21 protein-coding genes are annotated in these 24755 nt (G+C 69.8%); 2 read left to right on the top strand and 19 right to left on the bottom strand.

Annotation, left to right across the window (positions count from 1 at the left end; all coding sequences use genetic code 11):
* Positions 1–103: 103 nt before the first annotated feature.
* A complete protein-coding gene (locus ACGFSB_RS08495; RefSeq protein WP_393396088.1) occupies positions 104–2611 on the bottom strand; it encodes an MFS transporter in 2508 nt (835 codons plus the stop codon).
* Between the two features lie 14 nt (positions 2612–2625).
* Positions 2626–3105, bottom strand: coding sequence for a MarR family winged helix-turn-helix transcriptional regulator (locus ACGFSB_RS08490; protein ID WP_393396085.1), 480 nt, complete (start codon positions 3103–3105; stop codon positions 2626–2628).
* Between the two features lie 172 nt (positions 3106–3277).
* On the opposite strand from ACGFSB_RS08490, the gene ACGFSB_RS08485 reads away from it, so the two are divergent.
* On the top strand, positions 3278–3481 hold the full coding sequence (locus tag ACGFSB_RS08485; RefSeq protein WP_393396082.1) for a hypothetical protein: 204 nt from the start codon (positions 3278–3280) through the stop codon (positions 3479–3481).
* A gap of 205 nt (positions 3482–3686) precedes the next feature.
* Here ACGFSB_RS08485 and ACGFSB_RS08480 read toward each other — a convergent pair whose 3' ends face one another.
* From ACGFSB_RS08480 to ACGFSB_RS08445, 8 genes are all read right to left on the bottom strand, one after another.
* Positions 3687–4463: a hypothetical protein gene (locus tag ACGFSB_RS08480; RefSeq protein ID WP_393396079.1), complete on the bottom strand. Its 777-nt coding sequence runs from the start codon at positions 4461–4463 to the stop codon at positions 3687–3689.
* Positions 4464–4544: 81 nt separating this feature from the next.
* On the bottom strand, positions 4545–5405 hold the full coding sequence (locus tag ACGFSB_RS08475) for an RNA polymerase sigma factor SigF (protein WP_393396077.1): 861 nt from the start codon (positions 5403–5405) through the stop codon (positions 4545–4547).
* Positions 5406–5649: 244 nt separating this feature from the next.
* A complete protein-coding gene (locus ACGFSB_RS08470; protein ID WP_393397008.1) occupies positions 5650–6564 on the bottom strand; it encodes an RNA polymerase sigma factor SigF in 915 nt (304 codons plus the stop codon).
* Positions 6565–6794: 230 nt separating this feature from the next.
* Positions 6795–7088, bottom strand: a complete 294-nt coding sequence (locus tag ACGFSB_RS08465) for a Dabb family protein (protein ID WP_393397006.1) — start codon at positions 7086–7088, stop codon at positions 6795–6797.
* A 58-nt stretch (positions 7089–7146) separates the two neighbouring features.
* Complete coding sequence (locus tag ACGFSB_RS08460) at positions 7147–7326, bottom strand: hypothetical protein (RefSeq protein ID WP_190082868.1); 180 nt, start codon at positions 7324–7326, stop codon at positions 7147–7149.
* 402 nt (positions 7327–7728) lie between these two features.
* On the bottom strand, positions 7729–9135 hold the full coding sequence (gene pcaB, locus ACGFSB_RS08455; protein WP_393396072.1) for a 3-carboxy-cis,cis-muconate cycloisomerase: 1407 nt from the start codon (positions 9133–9135) through the stop codon (positions 7729–7731).
* Entirely contained in the window at positions 9132–11096 is a 1965-nt protein-coding gene (locus ACGFSB_RS08450) for an FAD/NAD(P)-binding protein (RefSeq protein ID WP_393396069.1), read from the bottom strand. The genes pcaB and ACGFSB_RS08450 overlap by 4 nt, the downstream gene beginning before the upstream one ends.
* Before the next feature lie 56 nt (positions 11097–11152).
* Entirely contained in the window at positions 11153–12031 is an 879-nt protein-coding gene (locus ACGFSB_RS08445) for a LuxR C-terminal-related transcriptional regulator (RefSeq protein ID WP_393396067.1), read from the bottom strand.
* 536 nt (positions 12032–12567) lie between these two features.
* Between ACGFSB_RS08445 and ACGFSB_RS08440 the strand changes: the two genes are divergently transcribed.
* Positions 12568–13077 (top strand): RNA polymerase sigma factor, encoded by a 510-nt coding sequence (locus tag ACGFSB_RS08440; RefSeq protein WP_393396064.1) that lies wholly within the window; start codon positions 12568–12570, stop codon positions 13075–13077.
* 4 nt (positions 13078–13081) lie between these two features.
* Here the strand turns inward: ACGFSB_RS08440 and ACGFSB_RS08435 are convergent, their stop codons facing one another.
* The 9 genes from ACGFSB_RS08435 to ACGFSB_RS08395 form a co-directional block, all read right to left on the bottom strand.
* Positions 13082–13897, bottom strand: coding sequence for a 4'-phosphopantetheinyl transferase (locus ACGFSB_RS08435; RefSeq protein WP_393396061.1), 816 nt, complete (start codon positions 13895–13897; stop codon positions 13082–13084).
* 37 nt (positions 13898–13934) lie between these two features.
* A complete protein-coding gene (locus tag ACGFSB_RS08430) occupies positions 13935–15113 on the bottom strand; it encodes a hypothetical protein (RefSeq protein ID WP_393396058.1) in 1179 nt (392 codons plus the stop codon).
* Between the two features lie 20 nt (positions 15114–15133).
* Positions 15134–17434, bottom strand: a complete 2301-nt coding sequence (locus tag ACGFSB_RS08425) for an anthranilate synthase component I (protein WP_393396055.1) — start codon at positions 17432–17434, stop codon at positions 15134–15136.
* Between the two features lies 1 nt (position 17435).
* Positions 17436–19028, bottom strand: coding sequence for an AMP-binding protein (locus ACGFSB_RS08420; protein ID WP_393396052.1), 1593 nt, complete (start codon positions 19026–19028; stop codon positions 17436–17438).
* Positions 19029–19124: 96 nt separating this feature from the next.
* Positions 19125–20330 carry an SDR family oxidoreductase gene (locus ACGFSB_RS08415; RefSeq protein ID WP_393396049.1) on the bottom strand — a complete coding sequence of 402 codons (1206 nt, stop codon included), beginning with the start codon at positions 20328–20330 and terminating at the stop codon, positions 19125–19127.
* A complete protein-coding gene (locus tag ACGFSB_RS08410; RefSeq protein ID WP_393396046.1) occupies positions 20327–21580 on the bottom strand; it encodes an alpha/beta fold hydrolase in 1254 nt (417 codons plus the stop codon). The genes ACGFSB_RS08415 and ACGFSB_RS08410 overlap by 4 nt, the downstream gene beginning before the upstream one ends.
* 16 nt (positions 21581–21596) lie before the next feature.
* Complete coding sequence (locus tag ACGFSB_RS08405; RefSeq protein ID WP_393396043.1) at positions 21597–23222, bottom strand: class I adenylate-forming enzyme family protein; 1626 nt, start codon at positions 23220–23222, stop codon at positions 21597–21599.
* A complete protein-coding gene (locus tag ACGFSB_RS08400) occupies positions 23222–23464 on the bottom strand; it encodes an acyl carrier protein (protein WP_393396040.1) in 243 nt (80 codons plus the stop codon). The genes ACGFSB_RS08405 and ACGFSB_RS08400 overlap by 1 nt, the downstream gene beginning before the upstream one ends.
* On the bottom strand, positions 23461–24525 hold the full coding sequence (locus tag ACGFSB_RS08395; RefSeq protein WP_393396037.1) for a hypothetical protein: 1065 nt from the start codon (positions 24523–24525) through the stop codon (positions 23461–23463). The genes ACGFSB_RS08400 and ACGFSB_RS08395 overlap by 4 nt, the downstream gene beginning before the upstream one ends.
* Between the last annotated feature and the right edge of the window lie 230 nt (positions 24526–24755).

Raw genomic sequence — 24755 nt, 5'->3', positions numbered from 1 at the left:
CCCCTGCCGTGTGCGTCACCGCCGTCCCGGGGGCCCTTTCCACACCGGCCCGCAAGCACGCATCCGCTCAGAGCGCGCGCACGGGCCGGGGTCAATTACTCACCTACTCGCCGGGGTGGGCGAGTTCGATGTCGTGGTCGCCGACACCTTCTCCGGCGACGGTCAGACCCGTCGCCACCGGCGGGTAGCCGGTCGCGATGACCGTGTACTCGCCGTTGTCCAGGTCGGTGAAGGCGTACGCCCCGTCCGACCCGGTGGTCGCCGTGGAGACGACGTTGCCCGCCGCATCCACCAGCGTGACCCGCGCGTCGTTCAGCGGCCCGCCCTTGGCCCGCACGGTGCCGAGCACCTGCGAACCGGCGTTCAGCTCGACCTCGACCCGGGTGACGCCGACCGCGCCGACCTCGACGGGCAGCGCCATCGGGCGGTGACCCGCGGCGTTCACCGCGATGGTGACCTGTCCGGGCACCAGCTCGGCGAAGGTGAACTCGCCCTGGTCACCGGTGATCCCGGTGGCGAGGACATCGCCGCGCACGTCGGTCACGATGACCATCGCGCCGGTGACGGGCAGCTTCCCGTCGGAGGCCCGCACCACACCGCTGAGGCCACTCGTGCCGCTCAGCAGGATGTCGTACGTGAGTGCCTCGTCGGAGACGACGACCGTGGAGGCCTGCGGCTGGAAACCGTCGGCCGACGCGATCAGTACGTACGACCCGGCGCCCGGGGCGTCGACGGCGTAGGACCCGTCGCCCTGCGCGACCGCACGGCCCAGCTGCCGTCCCCCGAGGGAGATCAGCGTGACAGCGGCCCGCGGGACCGGAGCGCTCTCCGCGCCGCGGACGAAGCCGTGGACCGGAGTGCCGCCGCCGATGGCCTGCGGCGGGGCGTCACCGGCGGCCGACGAGGCCACAGCGGCGAGCTTCTGCGTGCCGTCAGGACCCGCTTCGGTGTGCGCACCGACAGAGGCGAGCACCGGCTGCTCATCGGCGACGGTGGTGGCCGGAACCTCGGAGGGCTCGGCGGCCTGAGCCAGCGCACCGGACGTACGCAACGGGACCTCCTTGATGAAGATCGTGATCAGGAAGGCGATGAAGGCCAGCGGCGCGGCGATCAGGAAGACATCGGCGATGCCGTGCCCGTAGGCGGTCTCCATGATCGTGCGGAACGGGGCCGGGAGCTTGTCCAGGTCGGGGATGCCGCCACCGCCCGTACCGCCGTGACCCATGCCCGCGGCCTTGGGGCCGAGGTCGGCGACGCCGTCCTTCACGTAGCCGGTGATGCGCGTCGCCATCACGGCGCCGAGCGCCGAAACGCCCATGGCGCCACCGAGGGAACGGAAGAAGGTGACGACGGAGCTCGCGGAACCGAGGTCCTCGGGAGCGACCTGGTTCTGTGTGGCGAGGACCAGGTTCTGCATCATCATGCCGATGCCGAGGCCCATCAGGACCATGAAGATCGCGATGTGCCAGTACTCGGTGTCGTACCGCATCGTGCCGAGCAGGCCGAGCCCCGCGGTCAGGAGCGCACCGCCGGCGACCAGCCAGGCCTTCCACTTGCCGGTCTTGGTGATGATCTGGCCGGAGACGGTGGACGAGACGAACAGACCCGCGATCATCGGGATCGTCATGACGCCGGACATCGTCGGCGACTTGTCGCGCGCCAGCTGGAAGTACTGGCTGAAGAACACCGTGCCGGTGAACATCCCGACGCCCACGAAGAGCGAGGCGATGGAGGCGAGGGTGATCGTGCGGTTGCGGAAGAGCCGCAGCGGGATGATCGGCTCGCGCGCCTTGGACTCGACGAGCAGGAAGAGCAGTCCGAGTACGACCGAGCCGCCGACCATCGCGCCGGTCTGCCAGGACATCCAGTCGTACTTGTCGCCCGCGAAGGTCACCCAGACCAGGAGCAGGGAGACGGCCGCCGAGATGAAGAAGGCGCCGCCCCAGTCGACCTTGACGTCCCGCTTCACGACGGGGAGCTTCAGGGTCTTCTGCAGGACGATCAGGGCGATGATCGCGAAGGGCACACCGACGTAGAAGCACCAGCGCCAGCCGAGCCACGAGGTGTCGGTGATGACACCGCCGAGCAGCGGGCCGCCGACGGTGGCGACGGCGAAGGTCGCACCCAGGTAGCCGGAGTAGCGGCCACGCTCGCGCGGGGCGATCATCGCGGCCATGACGATCTGGGCGAGCGCCGAAAGCCCGCCGACGCCGATGCCCTGCACAACACGGCAGGCGATCAGCATCCCGGCGTTCTGCGAGAGGCCTGCGACGACAGAGCCCAGGACATAGATGACCAGGGCTATCTGTACGAGCGCCTTCTTACTGAAGAGGTCGGACAGCTTGCCCCACAGGGGCGTGGTCGCCGTCATCGCGAGCAGCGACGCGGTGACGACCCAGGTGTAGGCGGACTGGCCGCCGCCCAGGTCGCCGATGATTTCGGGCAGGGCGTTGGAGACGATCGTCGACGACAGGATCGCGACGAACATGCCGAGCAGCAGCCCGGACAGGGCTTCCATGATCTGGCGGTGCGTCATCGGAGTACCGGCTTCGTGCGCCGCTCCGTGCTTGGCGTGGCTGCCCCGCACACCGGCTGGTGTGGTTGTTGCCATGGGCTTCCTCTTCGTTACGCGGGTGTACGGGTGGTCTCTTCGAAAGGGAGCCGGGCCGAAGCCGCGCGGCAGTCCCCGAAGCTGTCGCGCAGTCGCGCGAGCAGCGTGCTGAGCTGGACGACCTCGTCGTCGGACCAGTCATGCAAGTAGTGGGTGAGCGTCTTGATCGACAGTTCGTTCAGCTCTTCGAGCTTGGCCATGCCCTGGGGCGTGAGGCGCAGGATGCGGGAGCGCTTGTCGGCGGGGTCGGGATCCCGGCGGATCCACTCCTTCTCCGCGACGTGGGCGACGTGCCTGCTGGTCACCGACATGTCGACGGCGAGCAGCTCGGCGAGCCTGCTCATCCGCATCGCGCCGTGCCGGTCGAGCAGGACGAGTACGGCGGCCGATCCGCCGGGGCAGTCGGGCGGCAGGCCCCTTCCGAGGCCTCGCTTCACGGCACCGATGGCGCTGAGCTGTCGGGCCAGCTCCTCGTACTGACGCTGCGCGGCCACGGCACCTCCTATGTTGTTGCTTAGGGCAACCATAGAGACAGTTGGTTGCCGCAGGCAAACTAAAACTGGACCAACGCCCTAAAGAGTCGGTAAAGGTCTGGGGCTGCCCTCGTAAAGTCCATGGTCAGCGGGGGTTGGGCGGACCCCCGATGGTTCGCTAGGGTCCTGCGCTATGGCACACAACCCCCAGGGTCCCCAGGGCAACCCCGACCCCGCAGGCAGCACGCAGATGTTCCGCGCCTTCGTCGACGAGTCCCCCCAGGCCCGAACCCAGCAGCCGGCGGCGGCGCCGACGGGCCCGCGGATCGGCCTGATCATCGGCGTCGTACTCGCGATTGTGGTGGTGGCGGGGGTGGCTTGGCTGGCGCTGAAGTAGCGGACGCCCTGAGGTGCGCCCCTTAGGGGCGCCTTCAGGGGCGCGGGGAACTGCGCGCACAGCCGCATACGGCGTGCGGATCAGAACCCGGCCGCATACGGCGTGCGGATCAGAACCCGGCCGCATACGGCCCGCGGATCAGAACCCGGCCACATGCGGCCCGCGGATCAGAACCCAGCCACATACGGCCCGGATCAGAACCCGGCTACTTCCACTTGACGGAGATGTCCCGCGTCTCCACATGCATACCGAGCGGCACACGCCACGCCTCGACACACACAGGCCAGGTCTTCTTGACCCGCTCACCCGCGCCAATAGGCGCGGGAAGCTTCTCGGTGGTTTCGACCGTCGCCCAGTCGATCCCCAGCGCACCGATGACATGCGTACCGAAGGTGACCGTGCCCGAGCGCACCGGCGACCCCCCGGTGTTGTGAAAGGTGACGGTCACTCTCTCGCACCAACGGTCATCCGCGGCCTTACGCCGCGGCTCGCCGACGCTGAGTTTCGCGGGGCCGCCGGCCGGAGCGCTGGAGCTGTCGCCGGGGTCGGAGGGCGTGCCGCCGGGACCACTGCCCGAACTTCCCTTGCCCGAACTTCCCTCCGTACGACCGGGATCGCCGCCCCCCGTCGTGGGGCCGGAGTCGGCAGAGGCATCCGGAGGGCCGGCGGAGCCGGCTTTGCCGCCGGAGGGTTCGGCGGGCGAGGCGCCCGATGAACTGCCGGGGCGGCCAGGCTCCGGCGACTCGGAGCCGCCGCCCTTGCCCTTGCCGCTGGACGGCTTCTCACTCCCGTCCAGCGGTACGAGCTCCACATCCCCGGTAGGGGCGACGCCCTTGCCCGGCGCCTGCTGAGGCCTCTCCGCAGCCGCGCCGGTCGCCACATAGCCGTCGTCGCCGCTCCCGCCGCCACACGCGGCCAGCAGGCCGCCCAGGCACAGGACGGCCGTGGAGGCACCCAGTACATTCCGTACGCCGCGTCGCATCGCGCCAGTGTGGCTGACGGTCCGTCACATAGGAACCCCGTCAGCAACACCGGCCACTCCGTGGCGCGTTGACCACCGCGCTCAGTCGGCGATCAATCCTTCCCGCAACTGCGAAAGCGTCCGCGTGAGCAGCCGCGACACATGCATCTGCGAGATGCCCACCTCCTCGCCGATCTGCGACTGCGTCATGTTCGCGAAGAAGCGCAGCATGATGATGCGGCGCTCGCGCGGCGGCAGCTTGGCGAGCAGCGGCTTGAGGGATTCGCGGTACTCGACGCCTTCGAGCGCGCTGTCCTCGTAGCCCAGGCGGTCCGCGAGGGAGCCCTCGCCGCCGTCGTCCTCGATGGCGGGCGAGTCGAGCGACGAGGCCGTGTACGCGTTTCCGACGGCCAGGCCGTCGACCACGTCCTCCTCGGACACCCCGAGTGCCTTGGCGAGTTCGGGCACGGTCGGCGAGCGGTCGAGCTTCTGCGCGAGCTCGTCACTGGTCTTCGTCAGCGCGAGCCGCAGCTCCTGAAGGCGGCGCGGCACGCGCACCGACCAACTGGTGTCGCGGAAGAAGCGCTTGATCTCGCCGACGACCGTCGGCATGGCGAACGTCGGGAATTCCACGCCCCGTTCGCAGTCGAAGCGGTCGATCGCCTTGATCAGGCCGATCGTGCCGACCTGGACGATGTCCTCCATCGGTTCGTTGCGGCTGCGGAAGCGCGCTGCCGCATACCGGACGAGCGGGAGGTTGAGCTCGATCAGCGTGTCTCTTACGTAGACACGCTCCGGGCTGTCCTGGTCGAGTGCGGCGAGCCGCAGGAACAGGGAGCGGGACAGGGTGCGTGTGTCGATGGCGCCGGAAGCCCCGGTAACTACTGGGCTCACAAGCGCGGCGGGCGCTGACTCGCTCTTCGTGAGCGTGAGCACCTTCGAGCTGCCCTGGTCTGCGGACATGCCACCCCCTTGAGGTCGCGGACGGTCACGGCGGACGTTCCCGTCGGAGGAACGCAGCCTCCACCTGAATACCGGACGTGGGGCTGCGGCAAACGCGGTTCCAGCAGAATGTCACATGTCGGCAACACGCTGTAGTTACATGTCGACAAAGAAGAGTGACATCGATGCAGGAAAGGGGGGGTCTGCGGCATTTAGTCGAACGAGGCCGTCGGGAACCGCCGTCGGGGCAGTCCACTCGATACGGTTACGCCTCGATACGATTTGCGGATCGAAGCCGGGCAAAGCTTCTGGCCAGCAGTCTTGACACATGCATCTGAGAAACGCCCAATTCGGCGCTGATCTGTGATTGCGTCAGATTGCTGTAGTAGCGCAGAAGCAGGATGCGTTGTTCGCGCTCGGGCAGCTGGACGAGAAGATGGCGGACGAGATCGCGGTGCTCGACGCCGTCGAGTGCCGGGTCCTCATAGCCGAGCCGGTCGAGCAGGCCGGGCAGGCCGTCGCCCTCCTGGGCCGCTTCCAATGAAGTCGCGTGGTACGAACGTCCGGCCTCGATGCAGGCCAGGACCTCGTCCTCGGTGATCTTGAGCCGCTCGGCGATCTCCCCGGTCGTGGGCGAGCGCCCGAACGCCGTGGTGAGGTCCTCGGTCGCCCCGGTCACCTGCACCCAGAGCTCGTGAAGGCGCCGCGGCACGTGGACCGTTCGTACGTTGTCGCGGAAGTACCGCTTGATCTCGCCGACCACGGTGGGCATCGCGAAGGTCGGAAACTGCACGCCGCGGTCAGGGTCGAAGCGGTCGATGGAGTTGATCAGACCGATCGTGCCGACCTGGACGACGTCCTCCATCGGCTCGTTACGGCTGCGGAAGCGGGCCGCCGCGTAGCGCACCAGCGGCAGATTGGCCTCGATGAGCGCACCGCGCACGCGGCCGTGCTCAGGGCTGCCCGGTTCGAGCTCCTTGAGCTGGCCGAAGAGCACCTGCGTCAGGGCCCGGGTGTCGGCGCCCCTGCTGCTCGGGGTGCTCGGCGCGGGCGGGCCGCTGGGGGCGCTGAGGCCACCGGGCGTGCCAGGGGCGGCGGGGCCTTCGGAAGTGCTCTCTCGCAGCGTCACTGGTGCTGCTTCGGGTGGCGCTTCGGGCGCAGTACTGGCCGGCACGGTCAACGCCACCCCTTCTCGGTCAAGCTCAGTCAAGCCCTGTCAGGCTCAGTCAAGATCAGTCGACGTCGGTCAACTCATCCGTCAAAAGCGGTCATAGCATCACAAGACATGTGCACTGTGTGCAAGCACCCGATAACTACGTGTTGAGGGGCAAGTTGGGGCATGGGACGCAGAAAAGCCCCTCACCGTTCCGGTGAGGGGCCGATCGGGGAGGGGCCGCTGAGCCAGGTGGCTCAGAACTCGTAGTCCGCGATCACCCACGTGGCGAACTCCCGCCACAGTGCTACGCCCGCCTGGTGGGCCGGGTGCTCGATGTACCGCTTCAGCGCATCGGTGTCCTCGACCGCCGAGTTGATGGCGAAGTCGTACGCGATGGGCCGGTCGGTGATGTTCCAGGCGCACTCCCAGAACGCGAGGTCCGGGATCTGCTCGCCGAGCGCGCGGAAGGCCTTGACGCCGTCGACGACGCGCGGCTCGTCGCGCAGCACACCGTCGTTGAGCTTGAAGAGGACCAGATGGCGGATCATGCGCACTCCTGGGAAGGCGAAGGCGAAGGCGTGGGTGAGGAAGGCGGCGGAGAGCCGCTCAGTCCTTGCCTCCATTGGCGACCCACGTCATGAAGTCACCGATGCTCCGAGCGGCGTCCGAAACCGCCTCGAAGCCTATCTGGACGTAGTCCGCTGCCTTGGCAGGGTCAGTGATGATCACGTAGAGCATGAAGACGACGAGCGCGAAGAGCCCGATTTTTTTCCACTGCACCGCCACGCTCCCGGCCTCCCCTTACCTGCTGCGCCCTGTGACTCCTGTTGACCCCTGTGACGGGCGAGAGTCTAACCCGCCCTGTCCTCACAGGGCTTTTAGGGACCAACGGCCCGGCAGCAGAGGTCCTTTGCCCGCCCGTTCCGGGAGGCGCGGGGCGCAGGATTGGTGATGTGCCCCGGCGGATCTGGCAGGAAACCGCAGCGGGGCAAGGGACTGGCCCCACTGCGGGGTCATGCGCCGTCCGCTTCCCCCGTAGGACGGCGCTGGCTTGAGGGTTCCAGTCCTCATCGGGGGAAGCGGCTTGTCCCCCCGATGCCGCTTCCCCCGACCTACTCTCCCCAAGATCTCCCCAGGCGCTCCCCGGGCTCTCTCCGGGCTCTCCCCAGAATGAACGTCGCCCAGTACTCAGAGCGCCGGCCGCACCGCCCGGTCCACCAGGGCACCCGCGGCGCCGGTATAGCGGGCAGGGTCGCACAGGTCGGCCAGCTTGTCGGCCGTGAAGAGACCCTGTAGCTCCGGAGCCTCGGCGAGGATCTCGCTCAGCGGCCGCCCGGACTCCTGGGCCGTCTGCGACGCCTGGGTAAGCGCCTGCTTGGCCTGGGCCTTTCCGATCCGCGGAGCCAAGTTCGCGGCGATGCGCTCCGAGACGACTTGGCTTTTGGTCAGCTCCAAGTTCGCCGCCATGCGCTCCGGCCGGACCACGAGTCCTTCGACGAGCTCCACCACGGTGTGTGTGGCGCCGCCGGTCAGCCGCAGACACTCACGCAGCAGTTGCCACTCCGCGTGCCAGACCCCGGCCGAGCGCTCGTCGTCCGACACCAGACACTGCGTCACACCAGCGGCGAGCGCGGGCACCTGTAGAGCCGCGCTGCGGATCAGTGTCGACAGCACTGGGTTGAGCTTGTGTGGCATCGCTGAGGAACTGCCCCGTCCGGCAACCGCGGGCTCCGCGATCTCGGAGACCTCGGTGCGCGTCATCGACAGCACATCGACGGCGAGCTTGCCGAGCGCGCCGGTGGTGAACGCCAAGCCCGATGCGAGATCGGCGATCGGGGTACGCAGCGCGTGCCAGGGCAGGGCGGAGTGGGCCAGACCCGTCTCGTCGGCGAAAGTCTCGGTCAGACGGTCCAGATAGTCGTCCGGCTCGAACGGGCCCTCGCTGTCCAGCCGGGCGTACTCCAGATATCCGGCGAGGGTTCCGGCCGCTCCGCCGAGGGATGCCGGCAGCCCCCCGTCGAGTACGCGCGCCAGCCGCAGGTCGGCGTCCAGGAGCAGCTTCCGCCAGCCGGCCACCTTGAGGCCGAACGTGATGGGCACCGCGTGCAGTGCCAGGGTGCGGCCTGCCATGGGGGTGTCACGGTGGTGTGTCGCGAGCTCCGCGAGCGCCTGGATCACCCGGCGGAGGTCCACGCGCATCAGCCGTAAGGCCCGGTCAGCGACCAGCATGGCAGCGGTATCGAAGATGTCTTGGCTGGTGGAGCCCCGGTGCACGTACTCGGCGGCGCCCGGGGCGACGGACGCGACCTGCCGGGTGAGTGCCTGCACCAGCCCGACCACGGGGTTGGCCGTCTCGCGTGAGGCCAGGGCCAGTGCCCTGAGATCGAAGTGCTCCGCCCGTGCCTGGGCGGTGATGACCTCAGCGGCCTCCTGCGGCAAGGTACCGAGCCGGGCCTGCGTCCTGGCCAAGGCGGCTTCGGCGTCGAGCATGGCTTGCAGCCACGCGTGATCGCAGACTGCCTCTTCGACGGGTGTACCGGCGCGGACCGGTGAGAGCAAGCCGGAGTCGGGCAGTGTTCCGGAACGGTCGTTCATATGAGGGCTCCTTGGAAACCGGCAACGACCGCCGATGAGTAGGCGCAGGGCGCGAGCGAAAGGACTGCCCGTGCGATCGCGTCCGAGTCGGCCAGTGTCACGGAGTCCACGCCGGGGCGGATGCCCGCGGCGGTTACCCAATGCACGGCCTCGGTGGGGATGCCATAGCCGAACCGGCGCGGATGCGCCTGGCCTTGAGCATCGAGCAACCGGTAGGGGCGTTCCGTCACAGACAGGCCGCCGGTCTCGTGGTCCGCAACGTGGGCGGAGGGGACTCGGTGGTGCACGGCCTGCCCGGTACTGAGCAGGTGCTGCAGCAGTGGATCGGCGGTGCGGCGCAGGTCAGGCTCGGGAAGCCGGGCCTCGATCAGCACCTGTGCACGCACCGGCTGTCCAGGGACGGCACTGGAACCCGCCACGAAGGCCGGGGACGAGGTGGTGTCGATGCGGATCTCGGTCGAGGGCCCCGTCAGTTCCAGGACACCGGCCTCGATCAGCGCGATCATCTCCTCGATGCGCGAGGCCGGCGGCCCGATGGACAGGAACGCGTTCAGCGGGGTGTACCAGCCATCGAGTTCATCCCGGTGGGACTCGCCGTCCAGGCCGGCGTGGTCGACGGCCAGCCGGATCTCGTTGCGCAGATCGCGCAGTATGTCGAGGGCCGTCTTCAACGGGCCGCTGAGGTTGCCCGCCCGTGCCTCCCGGACATCGTTGCGCAGGTAGCCGAGCAGCCAGCTCCGGAAGTCGTCACGGTCGGCGAACTCGCGGTCGCCATAAGGGTGGGAGAGCTGATTCCAGTTCCACCGGTCGGTGCGGGGGACGCTGTAGGTATCGAGCAGTGCCTCGTGTTCAACGGATCCCGAGCACTTCAGGTACCGGTCCACGAAGTCCTCGCGTTCGGCCTCCCGGCCCCGGGCGACCAGCCAGGTGCCGTAGTAGACGCTCTCCACCTCGCAGGCGATCAGCGGCCACAACTCGGCCCGCAGGCCGATACGTCCACCTCGCTGGGCCCGTGCACGCAGAGTGGCGATGAACTGCGCGGTGAGGAGCCGGGGGAAGTAGCGCTCCGAGGCACCCTTCTCGTTCTCACCACGGGAGTGGTGGGGGATTCCGCGGCGCGAACTCGCGTACAGGAGAGGTTCCTGCCCCGACGCCTGGTACACAAGTCGGCCGTCGACCCGTTCGAAGGTCCCACCACGCCCCTGCGTCAACAGCGTCATGTGGTCGAAGAAATTCAGCCCAAGCCCTCGCAGCAGTACAGCTTCTCCGGGGCGGACCACACTCAGGTCGAGGTCCGCCGGGTTGGCGGGTTCGAAGTACGTGAGGCTGTGGGCACGGGCCAGACTCGCGGTCCGCTGCTCCCGTGCGGTGAGCCGTACGGGCACGTGGCCTTGTGCCATCACCACGGCGTCAAGGCCGCACAGCCAGGTGTCGTCGTCCAGGCAAACCGCCTGCCTGCCGTCCGGCATGTCGTGCTGGTCCGTCAGTGCGACAGCCCGTGTGCGGTGCACCTTGACGGTGACATGGTCGGGCGCGTGCCGCACCACTTGCTGGAACATGTCAGACAGATAGCTCCCGTAGAAGGCCCGGGTGGGGTAGGAATTCGGCCCCAGATCCCGTGCCTCGGCGAGTGTCTGGTCGTCATAGCCGCCGGCCCCGCCTCCCATGGAGAGGCTGCGAGCCCACTCCTCCAGGCTTGGGCCGGGCTCGATGGGCCCGGCGATTCGTGAGCTGGCGTCCGTGTGCACGGTGATCTGCGACGCCACGGTGTTCATCAGTAGATGGCGGGACTGGTCGGTGCGCCATACCGCGCCGGCGCCGGGCTCGAACGGGTCCACGACATGTACGGTCAAGGCGGCGTGTGCGGGCTCTGCCCGCTCGTTGGCGCACAGGCGTTCCAGTACGGAGAGCCCGCGAGGCCCGGCACCAACGATGCAGAGCGCTTTATGACGAGTCGTCATGAAGAAGTGCCTTCGTTGTCGCATTACTTGGTATCCGGTCCCGGCCTTGAGCGGGGTCAGCCCGCGCATGAGGATATCCCGATTGATGAAGATGTCCCCCTTATAGGGGACGGGCCTATTGGGGACGGGCCTATAGGGGACGGGGCGAGCAAGCCGTGCTGCGCGGCGCGGGCGCCCGCCGCGAAGCGGCTGGTGACGCCGAGTCGTTGCATCAGGTCGGCGATCAGCCGGCTGGCGGTGCGCGGCGAGACCCCGAGGGTGCGCGCGATGGCCTCGTCCTTCATGCCGTCGGCCAGCAACTGCACCAGCGTGCGCTGTTCGTTCGAGAGGTCGGACGAGGTGCGCACGCCCTCCGGGGTGAACGGGGACGCTTCGCGCCAGTTGTGCTCGAACACCGCGGAGAACGCGTTCACCAGCGGTGCCCCGCGGATCATGAGCTGGGAGCCGCATGACCAGCTGTCGGACGAGGACAGCACCGCGTAGTCGGAGTCGATGATCACCATATTGAGCGGGATGACCGAGGCGAGCCGCAGATCCACGCCCGCCCCTGCGAGGCGGCTGAAGGGGTCGTAGGTGTCGGGTGACACCGAGTCGCGGCGGAGCCGGATGGAGCGGATCTGGACACCCCGGTCGAACATCTGCTGCCGGAGTGGGCCGAGCCTGCGGCGCAGCCGGGGCGGAAGGCTGCTCTCCGCGTAGGCGGTGCGCAGGGTGGATCGCGCCGAGTCGGTGACGTCGTGCAGCCTCTGCACCATCTCGTCGACGGAGCCGGCGGCGGTGACCTCGATGTGCGACTGGGCGGAGCCGGCCGCCGGGAGGTAGACCTCCAGCAATGACTCCATCGCCTCGTGCATCCGCAGGGAGTCCTCCAGGCTGCGCTGCGCCATTTCCTGCTGCTGCCGGAGCATGCGCATCAGCGCGAATTCCGGATCCACCGGAACGACGCGATCGCCTTCCTCGGCCGGCCAGCTCACCAAGCCCAGGCGCCGCAGAGAAACCCACGTCGCGCGTGCCTCGGATCGTGACAATCCGAAACTGTCCGTCAGGTCTTCCGGGTTGGAAGCTCCGCGCTCCTTTAGCTCCATATAGACAGCGAGCCGTGAGGCCTCGGACAATTGTGCAGGCATGTCGGTTTCGCGGTTTCTCACAGAACGTCCCCCCCGTGAAATGACTTGGAACTGTCCAGCCGTTACCAGCCAGTAGGGTAGTAGCTCTACGGCGCGACCGCAGGTGAGAGCGGTATGTGTGTGTCAAGTCACGCCCCATGCGGGCGGCTTGAGATGGTGTGGTGGCGAGGTTTCGCCATGGCGTAAGCAAGCCAGCACCAAGCGCTTGTGCCGTGGATCTCCGTCACTACCCTTCAAATGTGCGGGGGTTGAGTGTTGTGGAGCCGGGAATTCCGGCTGCCGTCATGGATTTCGCTCCCTCATGAATGCAACTGGTAATTGCGACATGTAGGCAAGGCGGAGGAATGAACGAGACAGCCACGGCCCAGCCAATTGCCACCCTGATCCTGAGCGCGCAGGCGGGGAGCCAACGCGCGGTGAACGATCTGCTGCTCCACATCACGCCGTTCGTACGGCGGCTCTGCACCTCGGTGGACGCCGGACACAGGCCCGAGGCGGTCCAGGACTCGCTGTTCGCTGTGTACCGGGGGCTGCGGACCCTCAGGGAGCCCGCGGCGTTCTACGGCTGGGTGCGCGCCGTGACGGTACGGGAGGCCGCGCGTACCGCACGGCGCGCGGGACAGGCCGCGACGGCCGAACTGGTCGACCAGCCGTCTCCCGCCGACCCTTCGCTCCGTGTCGTCATCGCCGATGTACTGGAGCGGCTGCCCTCCCACCAGCGGGACGTCCTCACGGTGCGCGCGGTCTACGGCCTGGACGAGCGGGAGACGGCGCGCGTGCTCTCCCTGCCGGTCGGCACGGTTCGCTCCCGGGTACACCGTGCCCGGCGGAACTTCCAGGACGCCTGGCGCTGACCCGTCAACCGGTCCTGCCCGGAAGGCGGTCGGCAGCTGTGACTCCGGCGGCGGTCCAGGTCAGGACCGCGCCGTCCGCCCAGCGGGCGTGGACGTGCAGCACCTGCTCCGGGGCCCTGCGCGCCCGGACGGAGAAGCCCCCGGGCACGGGGCGGACGGCGATACCGAGCAGAGTCGTGGGCCGCTGTGGCGGCGGGAGCAGCCCGTACAGCGCCTTGTACGCGGACTCCTTCGCGGAGAACAGCTCCCGCAGACGGCGTTCGCAGGCCGCGTCCGCTCCGGAGCCACCCAACTCGCCGGACCCACCCAACTCGCCGGACCCACCGAAATCACCGAACTCTCCGGTGAGGAACAGCTGTTCCTCACCGGAGAGCACCACCCGGGCCGCGGCGTGCGGCAGCGGGTGGCGCTCCAGGTCCACGCCGAGCCCGGCGCAGTGCGCGGCCGGAGCGGCCAGTGACACGGCCACTCCCCCGGAGTGACTGAGGGAGCCGACGCTGCCGCGCGGCAGGCGGGGCCGGACGCCGTCCGCCTCGTACGGGATCTCCGCGGCGGCGCCGGGATGTCCGGCCCGCGCCAGGGCCCGCCGCAGGGCGACCCGCCCTGAGAGGAACGTCCGGGCCCTGGAAGGAAGCTGGCCCGCGCACAGCCGGTCCTCGGCCGGGCCGGCCGGGCGCAGTGCCGGCTCCGTCGCTGTGGCCAGACCCAGCGTGAGCCGACCGCCGCCTGAGCCGAGGAGCGTGGCCTCCACAACGGGGCGCAGCGCGAGCAGTGCCCGCACCACGCCCGCTCCGTCGTCGAGCCGCGGCTTCGGGGTCACCGCGCTCACCTCGGTGCCCCGTCCTCGGTGGCTGAGGTCAGCACTGCGCACGCAGTTGGGCCGGCCACCCCGCCGGGTCGTCGCCGAGGTAGCCGCTGAGCCACTCCGCCCAGCGCTCGAGGCCGAAGGCCCAGCAGACGGAGAAGCCCGGCTGCCCGGCGAAGGCGATGTCGAAGCCCTTGCCGAAGTGCTGGTTGTGGTAGTTGAGCGAGGAGACCGCGACGCCCGAACCGTCGTGCGCCATCCGCCCCACCAGCTCGTACTTGACGTCCATCGCCGCCTGGTACTGGGCCATTTGCGGACGGGCGCTGGTGAAGAACGGGTCCGATGCGGGCTGCACCTTGCACGGCAGGCCGAGGCTCTCGGCGAGCGAGAGGAGCTCATCGAGGACCTGGGCGTGGAAGGCGCGGGCACCGGGCCGGTCGCCGACGTACACGATCTCGCGCATACTGAACGACCAGCGGCGGGTCGGTGAGGTGTCGGCGGTGGCCTTGCCCTCGTAGCGGCTGCACTGACCGGTGGCCGTGATCGTCAGCGGCTCGTCGAGGCGCGCGCCTTGGAAGCGCTCGAAGAGCCCCATGCACACGGCGGGCGCGAGTGCGACCGGGGTGAACTCCAACTCGGCCGCGCGGCCCGTCAGATCGGTGGCGGTGCCGAAGCGGTCGAGCGCGTCCAGGTCGGGGCGGACGACGCCGGCGGCGGTGATGTGCTGCGGGAAGTTGCCGGTGTAGCCGGCCTTCTCCAGCGTGGTCCAGGGCAGCAGCGCGGGCACCGTGTACTCGGCGGCGCCGAGCCGTGCGGCGGTCTGCCCCAGCAGCCGCTCCAGAGCGCGGATCAGCAGCGCGTTCCGGGGGCCGCTGACGAACAGGCCCGGACCGATGCGGCCGTCGGCGGGGGCGTCACCGAGCGGACCGGACGAGGCGGGCGCCGCGGGTTCGGCGACAACGTCCCAGCGGTCGAGGCGGGTACGGTCGGCTCGCTGCGGAGCGCCTGCGAACCGCTTGAACGCCTCGCCGAGGAGCCGCTCGACACGGTCGGCGTTCGCGTCGTCAGCGGCGCCGAACTCGATCCTGGGCACGGACTCCAGCTGGATCCGCCCCTCGTCGGTGCCGTCCAGGCAGTAGCGCAGCATCGCGCCGAACTCGCGGCGGTCGTCGGGGTGCAGTTCGCTCGGGGCCAGCCAGGTCCGCCGGACCGGGGCAACGGTGTCGGTCATGGTCGTGAAACCTCTCTCCATCACACAAGGGGCACGCTGCCGGCGGGCTGCGGCCGCCGTGCGAGTCGCGCAAGGACATTGCCGATCAGCAGCTGTCCGTGGTCGTCGAACTGCGTCATCAGGGACTCGGGGTGGAACTGCACGCCCGCCAGCGGCCGGGTCTCGTGCTCGACGGCCATGGCCACCCCGTCCGGGCAGCGGGCGGTGAGCCGCAGACCGGGCGGCAGGGCCTCGGTATCGGCGTACAGGGAGTGGTAGCGGCCGGCGGTGAACCGTGGTGGCAGACCGTGCAGCAGCTCCCCGCCGCCGTCCACCACCGAGACCGACGACGGCTTGCCGTGGAAGGGGTGGTCGAGCACGGCGAGATGCCCGCCCAGGTACTCCACGATGGCCTGCATACCGAGGCAGACGCCGAACACCGGGATGCCGTGGTCCTCGGCGATGCGCAGGGTGCCTGCCGTGTCGTGGTCCTGGGGGCGGCCAGGTCCTGGCGAGAGGACCAGCAGGTCGGGATCGACTTCCGCCAGAAGGGACTTGTCGAAACCGCTGCGGTACGTCGAGACGCGGGCGCCCGCCTGCCGGAGGTAGCCGGCCAGCGTGTGCACGAAGGAGTCCTGGTGGTCCACGAGCAGCACCCGTGGGCGGTACGCGGAGGCGTCCACGTCCGCCGCGGCGGCCGCCGTGCGGGGCTCCCTGTCCGTCATGGAGACGCGGGACGCCCCGGCGCCGGACAGGGTGGCGAGCACGTCGAGGAGTGCCTTCGCCTTCAGCTCGGTCTCCTGCTCCTCGGCCTCGGGCACCGAGTCGTAGAGCAGTGTCGCCCCGGTACGTACCCGGGCACGGCCGTCGCGCAGTTGCACCGTGCGCAGGGTGAGGCCGGTGTCCAGGGTGCCGTCGAAGCCGATGCGTCCGACGGCGCCGCCGTACCAGCGGCGTGGGGAGCGCTCGTGCTCCTCCAGGAAGGCGACGGCCGCGTGCTTGGGTGCGCCGGTGACCGTCACCGCCCACATGTGGCTGAGGAAGGCGTCCAGCGCGTCACGTTCCGGCCGCAGCACACCCTCGACGTGGTCGACGGTGTGGATCAGCGTCGAGTACATCTCCAGCTGGCGGCGCCCGATGATGCGGACGGTGCCGGGCTCGCACACCCGGGACTTGTCGTTGCGGTCCACGTCGGTGCACATGGTCAGCTCCGCTTCCTCCTTCTCGGAGGCAAGCAGGACCTTGACCTGTTCGGCGTCCTCCAGGGCATCGCGGCCGCGGGCCGCGGTGCCGCTGACGGGCGCCGACTCCACGCGCCAGCCGGTGCCGTCGGCCGTGTGCCGCGCGTGCACCCGGACGAACATCTCCGGCGAGGTGCCCACCAGGTGCTCGCCCTCGCCGAGGTTCATCAGCATCTGATACGGCGAGGGGTTGCGGGTGCGCAGTTCCCGGAACAGTTCCGAGGGAGGGCAGGGCAGGGGCCGGTCGAAGGTACGGCTGGCCACCACCTCGAACAGGTCGCCCGCGCGGAACCGTTCACGTACGGCGCTCACCAGCGCGGCGTATTCGCCCGGGGCGTGGTCGCCGAAGGAGCCGTCCGTGGGGCTCCCGGCACGGAACGGCTGCGCGGGTGTGGTCCTCGGCAGGCCGTGCGTGCTCCGGCCCCGGGCCGTGAACTCGTACGTGTGCCGCCAGGCGGTGCCCGCCACCGGGTCGGTGACGGTCACTTCGTCCGGCAGGTGCAGCACCAGATCGCGGTCGTGATCCGAGCGCCCTGGCTGCCGCAGCGGCACCGGGTCGAAGGCGAGCACGAGGTCATAGCCGAAGGCGCCGTAAAGGCCGAGGAAGTCCCCCGGGGGGCCGGACAGCGCGTCGCGTACGGCGCGGACGAAGTCGAAGGCGCCCGGCCGTCGCGACCGGTCCTCCTCGCTGAACATGTCCTGGCCGAGCGTGGTGCGCACCAGGCCGGTGAACCCCTGACCCCCCGTGGACCCGTCGGGGGGAGTGAGTTCGCGGACTTCGCGCAGGGCCCGCTGTGCCGCCTGACGCAGCACCGGGAGCAGCACCTCGCCGCGCGCGTTGAGCGCACGGACCTCTACCGTGCGCAGCCCGCGCAGCACGATCTCGACGGGCGGGTCTGTGTAGCCGACGGCGTGCCGCCGGTAGCGGCCGGGGGATTCGTAGTCGGAGCGGAGGACGGCACCCCTGTGGGTGTCCAGTGCGCTCTCCAGCTCCCGCATGGCGGACTCGCCGTCGACGGCGGTACGGGCGCGCTCCACGCGCACCCCGGCGCCAGTGGTCCACTCCCGGGGGAGCGGAACGGGCAGGGGATGGGTGGTCATGTCAGCTCAGCACCCCGTCCAGGGCCGGAATCGAACCGTCCGTCAGGCCGGCGGCGAGTACGTTCCGCTTCACCTTCCAGGTGGCGGTGTGCGGCATGTGCTCCCAGGCCAGGTGCACGGGCTCCGGCAGCGCGGGCAGGTGCGCGACGGCGGCCTGCCAGGAGGCGCGGTCAAGCGGCAGGTCCCGGCGGGTGCTCACCACGGGCCGTATGGTGTCGCCGACCTGGATGAAGACGGCCTCGGTCAGCTCCGGGAGCGCCTCGATGAGGGAGTCCTCGGCGGCCAGCAGACTCTCCAGGCCGTCCGTCTGGTCGAACTCCCGGTCGAGCAGGTGCACACAGCCCCAGCGGGTCTTGTAACCGATGTCCTGGAGGTTCCACCAGCCGTCCTCGCACCGCTCGTCGTACAGCTCCTGCTGGCCGACGTACGTGAGGGCGACACCGGAGGACTTGGCCTGGATATAGCCGTTGCGGGTCGCCTCGTCCTGCGGGCGGGGCCGGATCCGGGCCTTGGTCATGCCGGGAAAGACGAAGCCGACACAACGGCCGTCCGCCTTGCGGATGTTGCGGCGGGTGTAGATCCGCATGGTGACCGGGCCGGTCTCGGTCTGCCCGTAGGACTGGATGAACAGCGGGGAGCGCCGCTTGCTCGCCCCGAGCAGGGTGCGGATGCTGCGCGGGTGGATGGCGTCGAAGGTGCTCATGAAGATGCGTACCCGCTCGAAAGGGCCGTCCGGGATGCCGGCCAACTCCTCCCAGTGCAGGTACATGTTGGGGTGGGCCTCCACACAGCCCGGACGGCACTCGGAGAGCACCTTGCGCACGCTGTCCACGTCCGCGTCCGCGAGCGGCGCGATGTCGATGCCGAGCTGGAGGGCGGTGGCCAGCGCCGCGTAGGTGCGTGCGTGCACGAACGAGATGCACATGGCGAACGTCTCGCGGTACCGCAGCAGCTTCGCCATCTGCGCCTGGGTGTTGATGGGCAACTGCGTGCCGCGTCGCGCGGCGGCGACCAGCTTGGGCACCCCGGTGGTGCCGGAGGTGTGCGTGATCAGAGCGGGTGAGTCGTGCGGGATGTCCGGGTACGGCGGGGCCTCGCCCGGCACGGTGGCGGCCAGCGAGGGCACCCCGGCCGGCTCGCCGTGTGTGAGCAGGACGGACGGGGCGTGCTCGCGCAGCGCCTCGAAGTGCTCCCCGGCGCGCGCCTGGGTGGCCGGGTCGGTGAGGAAGTGGTCCGGCTTGAGCCGGCTCATCATCGTCACCACGGTCGGCCACTCCAGGAAGGGCGCGAGCATGGCGGGGACCGCACCGACCCGGCCGATGGCGCAGGCGAGGAAGAGAATGTCGGCGTTGTGGCTCTTGAAGACGGCCACGGTGTCGCCGGGGCGCACACCCTCGGCGTACAGCCGGGCGGCTGTCTCCTCGACGAGCCCGGCGACCTGTGCGTAGGTCGGCCGCAGGCCGAGACCGGGCGCGAGGTCGAAGGGCCGGTCCAGGTAGAACAGCGAGTCGGGGTGCTTCTTCGCGGCCTGCTGGGTGATCAGACCCAGCGTGAACAGCTTCCCGGGCTTCGGCAGATCGTCGGGCAGGTACATGTGCGGTCTCCTCTCCTGGAGGGGACTGGAGACGGTGCGGCGTCTCGGATGCGAGTGGTCGGCGTACGGCGGCGTGCGGGCACCGGACGGCGCTGATCAGCCGCCGGTGGTGGTGGCCAGCTGGGGCGCGCGCGAGAAAGCGAAGGCGGCACGGGCCGGAGCCGAGCTGCGGCCGTCGGACTGGATGCGGTCCAGATACCACTGCACGAAGCGGCGGGCCTCCGCACGGTCCACATCGAAGCGCTGGGCGCCCTCGCCGCAGACGGACTCGGTGTTCGTCTGGTCGAAGCGCTTCCCGTTGATCATGTACGAGGCATAGAACTGGATGCCCTCGTCGAGCTTCAGGTCGATCGCGGTGAGCAGCCCCCGGTTGGAGACGAAACGGGGCTTGCGCAGTCCGGTGAGTGCGAAGACCTCCTCGATGACCTCGCCGACCGTCGGCGAACCGCCGTTGTTGAGGTGGTAGACGGTGCTCAGCGCTCCCGCACGGCCGATGGTGACGGCATTCCTGGCCACCAGGTCGACGGGGACGAGGTCGCACTCGATGTCCGGGTCGGCGATGATCGGCACCTGGCGGTGCTGGAGCAGGTTGCCGAACTCCTTCTCCACGGCCCTGCGGAAGCGCAGCGCGGACGAGACGAAGCCGTACATGCCGGTGAAGCTGGTGGCGGCGCCGGTGCCGGAATGCCCGATGACGATCGACGGGCGCAGCACTCGCCACGGCAGACCGGAGCCCGCGACCTCCTGCTCGCCGATGGTCTTGGTGGCCTCGTAGACGTTGTTCGCCGAGTCGGTGTTGCCGGGGAACTCCTCGCGCATCAACCCGGTGCGCTTGCCCGCCACGTAGGCGGTGCTGACGTGGTTGAACACCGGCTTGCCGAGGGCCTTGGCGAGCGCCAGCACATTGCGCGTGCCGGTCACGTTCATCAGGTTGATCTCGTCGGCGTGCCGGTCCTCGTACTTGAGGGAGGCGGCGACGTGCCAGAACGTGCCGGGCGCTTCGCCTTCCGCGGCGGTCAGGAACCGGTCGGCGGACTCGGGCAGCGCCTCGTCCGTAATGTCCCCGGCGACGGCCTTGGTGCGCTCCAGGATCGAGGGCAGCAGACCCGGGACGCCGTACATCTCGGCCGCATGGCCAAGGGCGTCGTGCAGGCGGCGGGTCGCGGCCTCGTCGTTCTCGCCGCGGACGAGGCACACCAGACGGTCGGCGGTCTGCTGGAGCAGTTCCAGCGCGAAGGCGCCGCCGACGAAGCCGGTAGCCCCGGTGATGACGTGTACGGCGGGAGAGGTGGTCGCGGTCACTGTGCGGACTCCTGGGAGGTGTGGGGCGGGGTGGGGTTGTGGTGGGCGCGCAGGTGGGCCGCGATGGAGCCGAGGCTTTCGAAGACCTCCGGCGGGACGTCCATGTCCCACTCGACGGACAGCTCCTCCTCGATCCGGCCGAGGAGCAGGGTGAACGCCCAGGACTCCAGGCCGATGCTGTTCAGCGGGGTCTCGGCGAGACCCGTCGCGGGCAGGTCGGCCCGGTCGGCGACGACCTCGCGCAGCAGCGTGCAAAGCGCGGCGAGCAGCGCGTCGTCGCCTTCGAAGTCGGCGGCTGGTGCGGCGGCGCCGCTCCCGGCCGTGTCCTCGGCGGCGGGACCGTCGACCGAGGCCGAGGCCGAGGCCTGGTCGCCACCGGTCTGCGGGGCCACGGCCGCCTCGCGGGCCAGGAGCGAGTCGAGGAAGCGCTGGACCCGGGCCTGGAAGCCGTCGCCGTCCTCCATGTACGGGAGGTGGCCGACGTCGTGCATCCACTCGACCTCGGAGTTCTCGATGAGCCGGCCGGCCTCGGCGCCGAGTCCCTCGTTCCACATGTCGTCCTTGTCGCCGAGCAGCAGCAGCGTCGGCTGCTTGATGGCGGCAAGGAGCTCCGGCCCGTCGGTCACCTGGGTGGCGCACTTGAGGTTGGTGAGCATCGGGTCCGGCGGGTGGATGGCGGTGAACGCCGACCGCAGTCCGAGATAGCCGGTGGTCCCCATCTCGCGCATCGCCGCCTCGCTGAAGACGACCGAGTACAGGTGGTCCCAGAGGCCCTCGGTGCCGCCCAGCGCGAGGGAGTTGATACAGGCTCGCTCGGTGGCCCGCCGCCGGATGCCGTCCGAGGGCGTGCAGGACGGGCCGGTGAGGATCAGTCCGTCCACGCGCTCCGGGTAACGGGCGGCGAAGTCCCGGCAGATGAAGCCGGAGGCGGAGGTGCCGAGCAGGTGGGTGCGTTCGATACCGAGGCCGTCGAGCAGCGCCCGCAGGTCCTCGACGTGGTCGTCCCAGGTCATGTCCGGGGAGACCGAGGAGGCGCCCTGGTTTCGCAGGTCGTAGGTGAGGACCCGGTTCCGCTTGGCCAGTTCGGCGGTGAAGTTGCGCCACATCGGGGCGATGATGAAGAAGTTGTTCACCAGGGTGAGGTGCGGGCCCTCGTCTCCCTGGATCTCGTAGTAGAGCTCGGTGTCATCCGAGACGCGAAGCGTGCGCTCCGCGGTATAGCGCAGGTCGAGCGTCCGTGCGCTGGTCATGGCAGTTCCTTCCGGCTCAGGCGCGCAGCGTTTTTTTGAGGATCTTTCCGGCGGGGCTACGGGGCACTTGGTCGATGAACTCCAGATACCGGGGGCGTTTGTACGGCGCGAGGCGCTCGGCGAGGTGGGCCATCAGCTCAGCCCGGGTGGCGGTCGGTGCGCCGTCGGCCGTGGCGTCGTCCGCCTCGGCGGGGCCGGCGACGACGTATGCCTTCGGCACCTCGCCGTAGTCCGCGTCCGGGACACCGACCACGGCCGCGTCACGCACCAGCGGGTGCGTGAGCAGCGCGCGTTCGATCTCGGCGGGGTACACGTTCTGCCCGGCGCGCAGGATCATGTCCTTGCGCCGGTCGACGAGTTGGATGAGTCCCGTCTCGTCGAGGCGGCCGAGGTCACCGGTGCGGATCCAACCGTCGACGGTGATCTCCTCGGTGGCGGCCGGGTTGTTCCAGTAACCGCGCATCAGCCCGGGGCCGCGCACGGTGATCTCGCCGACGGCGCCGCACGGCAGTTCCTGACCCGCCTCGTCGAGAACCCGTACCGACATGCCAGGGATGACCCGTCCCGCGGGCAGCGGCGCGTCGGTGCCGACGGCGAGGTGGTCGTCCGGACCGAGGGTGGCGAACGGGCCGCCCACCTCGGTCATGCCGTACACCTGCCGGAAGCCGCAGCCGAGCCGCTCGGCGGCCTCGGCGTGCAGCTCGGCGGGCATCGGCGCCGCCCCGTACAGCACCTCGCGCAGGGAGCCGAGGTCGGTGCCGGCCATGCCCTTGCTCTGCAACAGGAAGCCGAGCATCTGCGGAACGAGCCAGACGTGCGTGGCACGGTGCTGCTCCATCGCCGCGAGCGCCCGCTGTGGCGTGAAGCCCGGCAGCACCACGACGGTGGCGCCCGCCGCCAGGTAGGCGAGGGTGACCGTGATGCTGCCGTGGTAGAGCGGGCAGCAGTTGACCAGCACCATGTCGTCGGCCGGCGCCGCCGCGGCGAGCCAGCCGAGTGAGATGCCGCGGAACGAGTCGTAGTCGACGGTGACGCCCTTGGCCTGCCCGGTGGTGGCTGAGGTGTGCAGGATCGCGGCGAGGTCGCTGTCGGCCACGTCCGGGAGCCGGAAGGCATCCGCGTTCTCCGCGTTCTCCGCGTTCTCCGCGTTCTCCGCGTTCTCCGCGTTCTCCGCGTTCTCCGCGTTCTCCGCGTTCTCCGCGTTCTCCGTGTTCTCCGGGGCGCCGGTGCCCTTGCCTTGTGGGGCGGTCAGCTCCGCATACTCCGGGCCGTCCAACGCGAGGCGCAGGCGCACCGGAAGTTCGGGGTGGCGCTCCAGCAGCGCGGCCTCACCGAGGATCACGCTGACCCCGGTGCGCCGCACCATGCCGGTCACCTCGGTCGCCGTGAGGCTGTGGTTCAGCGGCACGAACAGCGCGCCGAGCTTGGCCAGCGCGAAGTACGACTCGATGACCTCGATGCGGTCCAGGGAAAGGACGGCGACCCGGTCACCTCTGGAGACGCCGAGCGCCGCGAGACCGCGCGCGAGCCTGGTCGTACTCCCTTCCAACTCGGTCCAGGTCACTGAGCGTTCGGCGTCGATCAGCGCCGTACGCTCTCCGGAGCGCTGCTGGTTGCGGTGCAGGACCTGGCTGAGCCACATCAGGCGGCTCCCTCTGCCGTACGGCGCGCGGCGATCATGCGCTCGTAGTCGGAGATGGAGGACAGGTCGTCCATGTCTTCCGCGGTGACCTCCACGCCGGTGCGCTCCTCGATGAGCAGCACCAGGCGGACCAGGTCACCCGAGTCGACGCCGCTCGCACTGAGGTTGGCGTCGTCTGTGATCTCGCCGCCGAACTCCGTCATGCCGGTGAGTTCGACGAGCATCTCCCGTACGGTGCTCATGCGTTGCCTTTCGCTGTGGTGCCACTGAAGGTGTTGTCCCAGGCCCCGTCGCCGACCGGGCAGTCGTGCACGGCCAGCGCACCACCGGCCGGTACGGACCAGGGCAGAAACCGGCTCGGGACGGAGCCGGCGCAGAATTCCGAGAACTCCTCGTGGGGCGGCCGGTGCCGCTCGGCGAGGACCGCGAAGACCGGGTCGACGGGCTTGAACACGCCGTCCTCGTCAAGGACTTCGCACCAGGCGTGCTCGGCGTCGAGCACCCCCAGGTAGCGGCCGCGGCGGGTCCGGGCGGTGAGCCCGTCCGCCTCCGCCCTGCGCTGGAGTTCCAGGGAACAGACCGTGCAGTCCATGATCCCGAGCCGTTCGGTCTCGACCGGGTCGGTGCGCAGCCGCGGATGCATCCACTGGAAGCGGTAGGGGCCGTCACGCAACTCGCCCACCAGCGCGTCGAAGTGGCGCCGGGCGGTGGCCGAGAGCAGCGGGGCGCGCCGCCCCGAGGTGGTGACCCGGCCGGTCAGACGCAGCGACGCGGCGTTCTGCACGACGAGTTCGCCGTCCTCGAGCACAGCGGGCTGCTCGCACTCCAGCGCGTCGACGCTGCCGCCGAACACCTCAGGCGTGGGCAGCGCGATCCGCCAGGTGCCGCCGGGGCACTGGGGGTCGCGGCAGCGCAGTCGCCAGTCCAGCGTCCAGTGGCGCGGTGGGGTCCAGGTGTCGGGGGTGCCCGAGGCGAACCGGAGCATCATCCGCTGACCGGCCAGCGGGACGCTGGTGGTGGCGCCGGAGTAGAGGGCCGTGTTCGCCAAGTCGTGGTAGTCGAAGCGGAGTCCGGCGCCGGATCCCTGGTGGGCGAGGCCGCCCGCCGCGAGCCGGTCGAGGAGTTCGTCCTTACAGCCGAGCAGTGCACGCGCCTCGTCCCGGCCCACCCGCAGCTCCCGGAACCGGTCCGGCATCGGCACCAGCTCGCGCAGCGCCGACAGCCAGGGCCGCAACGCGGGGTCCACACCGTTGTCCCCCTCGGGGGGCGGCGTGGCAGCGCGTGCGCGGACGTCAGAGGTCATGGTGGCGCGGTCCTTCCTGGCGGGAGGGGCAGACGATGGCCGCGAGCGCCCAGCGGGGCTCGGCACGGGGACTGCGCGCCGAAGCGGCACGCACAACAGAAGAGTTCGGTGCACCGTCCGGCAATCCCTCGCCCACCGGAAAGAACGGTGTGGCGTACCCCATAGCCCTGCCGTGGATTGCGCGGCCGGTCCGCGACCTCCTTCACCCACGGGGGTGTCACGCCCTCAGC

The sequence above is a fragment of the Streptomyces sp. NPDC048441 genome (assembly GCF_043200235.1).
Classification (GTDB): domain Bacteria; phylum Actinomycetota; class Actinomycetes; order Streptomycetales; family Streptomycetaceae; genus Streptomyces.
The sequence above is the reverse complement of the archived record's forward strand: the minus strand, read 5'-3'. Positions and strand labels throughout refer to the sequence as shown.